Origin of the sequence: Sphingomonas sp. 10B4 (genome assembly GCF_035019905.1) — a bacterium.
In the GTDB taxonomy this organism is placed as follows: Bacteria; Pseudomonadota; Alphaproteobacteria; order Sphingomonadales; family Sphingomonadaceae; genus Sphingomonas; species Sphingomonas glacialis.
This window is the reverse complement of sequence record NZ_JASJVC010000128.1, coordinates 1-3,934: the sequence shown is the minus strand read 5'-3', so window position 1 is coordinate 3,934 and position 3,934 is coordinate 1. Positions and strand designations below refer to the sequence as shown.

Annotated in this window: 2 protein-coding genes and 1 pseudogene; all 3 read right to left on the bottom strand. The window is 69.0% G+C overall.

Annotated elements, in window-relative coordinates; genetic code table 11:
- Positions 1-1,182, bottom strand: a pseudogene (gene coaBC, locus QN347_RS18820) (bifunctional phosphopantothenoylcysteine decarboxylase/phosphopantothenate--cysteine ligase CoaBC); the annotation flags it as partial.
- Positions 1,179-2,297 carry a hypothetical protein gene (locus QN347_RS18815; RefSeq protein ID WP_322162307.1) on the bottom strand — a complete coding sequence of 373 codons (1,119 nt, stop codon included), beginning with the start codon at positions 2,295-2,297 and terminating at the stop codon, positions 1,179-1,181. The pseudogene coaBC and the gene QN347_RS18815, both read right to left, overlap by 4 nt.
- A gap of 37 nt (positions 2,298-2,334) precedes the next feature.
- Positions 2,335-3,870, bottom strand: a complete 1,536-nt coding sequence (gene ubiB, locus QN347_RS18810) for a 2-polyprenylphenol 6-hydroxylase (RefSeq protein ID WP_322162308.1) — start codon at positions 3,868-3,870, stop codon at positions 2,335-2,337.
- Between the last annotated feature and the right edge of the window lie 64 nt (positions 3,871-3,934).

The window sequence follows — 3,934 nt, the reverse complement described above, 5'->3', positions numbered from 1 at the left end:
AGATGTGTATAAGAGACAGGGCTTGGACGATCCGCTCCGCAAGCCGTTCCGCGACCGCTTCCTTGGCCATCCGCGCCCAGCTCTCGACACCGTGCTCTGTGACGATATGCACGCTGTTCGCAGCACCCCCCATCACATCCCCCGACACATCGTTCGCAACGATCCAGTCGACCTGCTTTCGCACGCGCTTGGCGGTGGCGTGGTCGATCACATGTTCGGTCTCGGCCGCGAAGCCGATCAGGAGCCGCGGCCGCAGCGGACTGCGCGCAAGGCCCGCAAGAATGTCGGGATTCTCGACGAGATGGAGCATCGGCGGACCGCCCGCGCCCTTCTTGATCTTTTGCCCCGCACTGTCGACGCGCCAGTCGGCGACTGCCGCGACGAGCACCGCCGCATCGACCGGCAGCGCGGCCGCCACCGCCGCTTCCATCTCGAGTGCGGTCTCGACATCGACTCGCGTCACCCCGGCAGGCGTCGCGAGCGTCACTGGCCCCGCGATCAGCGTGACGCGCGCGCCCCGCGCGGCAAGCGCCGCGGCGATCGCGAAACCCTGTTTCCCCGACGAGCGATTGGCGAGATAGCGCACTGGATCGATCGGCTCGTGCGTCGGGCCGGCGGTGACGAGGATGTGCAGTCCGGCAAGCGCGCTCACCGGGCGAGCGCCGCCTGGATCGCCGCGAAGATCGCCGCAGGTTCGGGCAACCGCCCCGGGCCGAATTCGCCGCACGCCATCGCACCTTCGTCGGGCTCGAGCACGGTGATCCCGTCGCCGCGCAGCGTGGCGACGTTGCGGCGCGTCGCGGCGTGCTGCCACATCCGCACGTTCATCGCGGGCGCCGCGAGCACCGCCTTGTCGGTCGCGAGCAGCAGCGTGGTCGCAAGATCGTCGGCGATCCCCGCTGCCATCTTCGCCATCAAATCGGCGGTCGCAGGCGCCACGACGACCAGATCGGCCTCGCGGCTGAGCTGGATATGCCCCATCTCGGCCTCGTCCTTGAGATCCCACAGCGAGGTATAGACCTGGTTCTCGGACAAGGCCGCGAGCGTCATCGGCGTTACGAAATGCGCGCCGCCCGCGGTCAGCACGCATTTCACGCCGATCCCGGCCTTGCGGCACAGCCGGATCAGCTCGCACGCCTTGTACGCGGCGATCCCGCCGCCGACGATCAGCAGGATCTTCACCGCGTCACCCGCGTCACGATGATTTTCCGTCGCGGCTCGCGCGCTGCCGCGATCAGGTCGCGCAGGCCGTCGGGCGCGAAGGCGAGGCCGATCAGGAGCGTGGGGGCGATCATCAGACCCCAATAGAAGGTGTCGACCCGCCCGAACAGCGCCAGCAGCAGCGCATAGGCAATGAACACGCCGAGCGCGCGCAGCGCGAGCGGACTGCGCCACGCCGACCAACCGAACAGCGCCAACCCGACGAGCGGTGCGGCGATCCACAGCGGCGCAAGATCGAGCGCGGTCGAGATCTGCATCGTCTTCACGAAGAAACCAAAGCCGAGCAGCCCGGCCCAGCCGGGCGAGGCGGGGTCGGTCTCGCGCACCACCATCGCCACGGCATGCGCGTGGAGCGCGACGACGATCGCGAGCACGCCGAGCGTCGCCGCCCAGCCGATCGCCTCGCGCCGCCGCCCCTCGGCGAGCGCGAACAGCACCATCACCCCGACATAGAGCGCGGCGGTCTCGCGGATCAGCATCGCGATCAGCCCGATCGCGACCGCCTCGATCCATTTGTCCTCGCGGCGTACCGCGAGCGACAGCGCGATGAGAAGCCCGCCCCAGATCTCATGGAAGGCGACGAGATCGCTTTGCACGAACGCCATCAGTCCGCTGGCGAGCAGCGCAAGCGCGATGAGGCGCGGCGCGGGGCGATTGAACACCCCGCCGAGCCGCAGATACCAGGCGTAGCCGACGCCAGCAACGAGCGCGTAGAGCAACGCCATCGTCGCCAGGCGCGGCAGCGCGGCCTGGACGACCGCGAGCGTCGGCAAGCGGAAGGTCACGAACGGACGCATCGGATAATCGCCGGTGCGCAGCGCCTGTGCGGTCACGCTGTAATAATCGCCCCCGCCGCGGATGCCCTGGACGATCGTCTCGTACAGCATGACGTCGCGCTGGTCGTCGGCGCGCGACGCGGGCGTGTGGCTCACCGGCGGCGGCCCGGGGCTGGCGAGCGCGAGCAGCGTCGCAAGCAGCAGCAAGGCGAGCAAAGCCGCGGCGATCCGCGCGCGCGGTTGCGACAGCGCGGCATAGCGCGATGGCTCGGCCAGCCAGAAGGGCGGCCGTGGACTCACGCCAGCGCGTCGCGCCGCGGCGAGCGGCGGCGCCGCCTTACCCCCACAGCATCCACCCCAGACCCAGACTGGCACCCGCGCTCAGCACCGCGACGAGCGCATAGCGCCAGCCTCCGCCGATCCGCACGACCTCGATTTCGCGCAAGGGGGGCTCGGGCGGCGCGCCGGGCGGATTGGGGAAGCGCCGTTCAATGTTGCGGATCAAGTCGGGAAGTCGCGCGAGCGTGCGGAAATCCTCGACCAACCGGTCGGCAACCGCAGCCTCGGGGCCAAGCTCGGTGCGGATCCATTCGCGCACGAACGGTGACGCTGCGTCCCACAAATTGATCTCGGGATCGAGGCTCGTCGCGACGCCCTCGACCATCACCATCGTCTTCTGCAGCAGCAGTAGGTGCGGCTGGGTCTGCATATCGAAGTCGCGCGTGATGTTGAACAGCCCGTCGAGCATCATCCCGATCGACATGTCCTTGACCGACATGCCGCGCATCGGCTCGCCGACCGCACGCAGCGCCGTCGCAAACTCGGCGACACTATGGTGCGGCGGGACATAGCCCGCCTCGAAATGAATTTCCGCGACGCGCTTATAATTGCCGGTGATCAGCCCGTAGAGGATTTCGGCGAGCCAGACGCGCGCGCGCCGGTCGATCCGGCCCATGATGCCGAAGTCGATCGCGGCGATCTTGTTGCCAGGCAGCGCGAACAGGTTGCCCTGGTGCATGTCGGCATGGAAGAACCCCTCGGCGATCGCCTGGCGCAGGAAGGCGTGGACGAGCGTGTTGGCGAGCAGCGGCAAGTCGTAGCCCGCCGCGACCAGCGCCGGGCGGTTCGACAGCTTGATCCCGTCGATCCATTCGAGCGTCAGCACCTTGCCGGTGGTGCGCTGCCAATCGATCTTGGGCACCAGGAAATCGGGCTCGGCGGTCATCGCGTCGGCGAGTTCGGATGCCGAGGCGGCCTCGCGCCGCAAGTCGAGCTCGCGCGCGGTCCAGCGCTTGAAGGTTTCGATCACGAGGCGTGGGCGCAGGCGGGCGAGCTCGCCGCCATAGCCCTCGACTTGCGCCGCGGCCCATTGATAGGTCTCGATCGCGCGCGCGAAATCGACTTCGACGCCGGGGCGCAGCACCTTGATCGCGACGGTGCGGCCATCGGTGGTGACGCCGCGGTGGACTTGCGCGATCGACGCGGCGCCGACGGGCACGGGATCGATCGAGGCGAACAGCTCGGCCGGATCGCGCCCGAAGGCGCGCGTCATCGCGGCGTGGATCGTCTCATAGGGGACGGGCGGCAGCGCGTCCTGGAGCCGCATCAGATCGTTCGACGCCGCCTCGCCGACGATGTCGGGGCGCGTCGCGAGCGTCTGGCCGAGCTTGATCGCGGCGGGGCCGATCGCCTGGAGCGCATCGGCATAACGCGGCACGGCTGGAACGCGCGCGCCGATCCGGGCGATACGGGCAAGGCGGCGGATCGGCAGCGGGGTGTTCTGATCGCGCTCGATGCCGCTCAGCGCGCCGTGGCGCGCGAGGATGCGGCCCCATTTGAGCAGGCGCCAGACGTGGGTTGCGGGGGCGGTCATATCGTAAGCCCCTCCCCTTCAGGGGAGGGGTTGGGGGCTGTCTCTTATACACATCTCCGAGCTC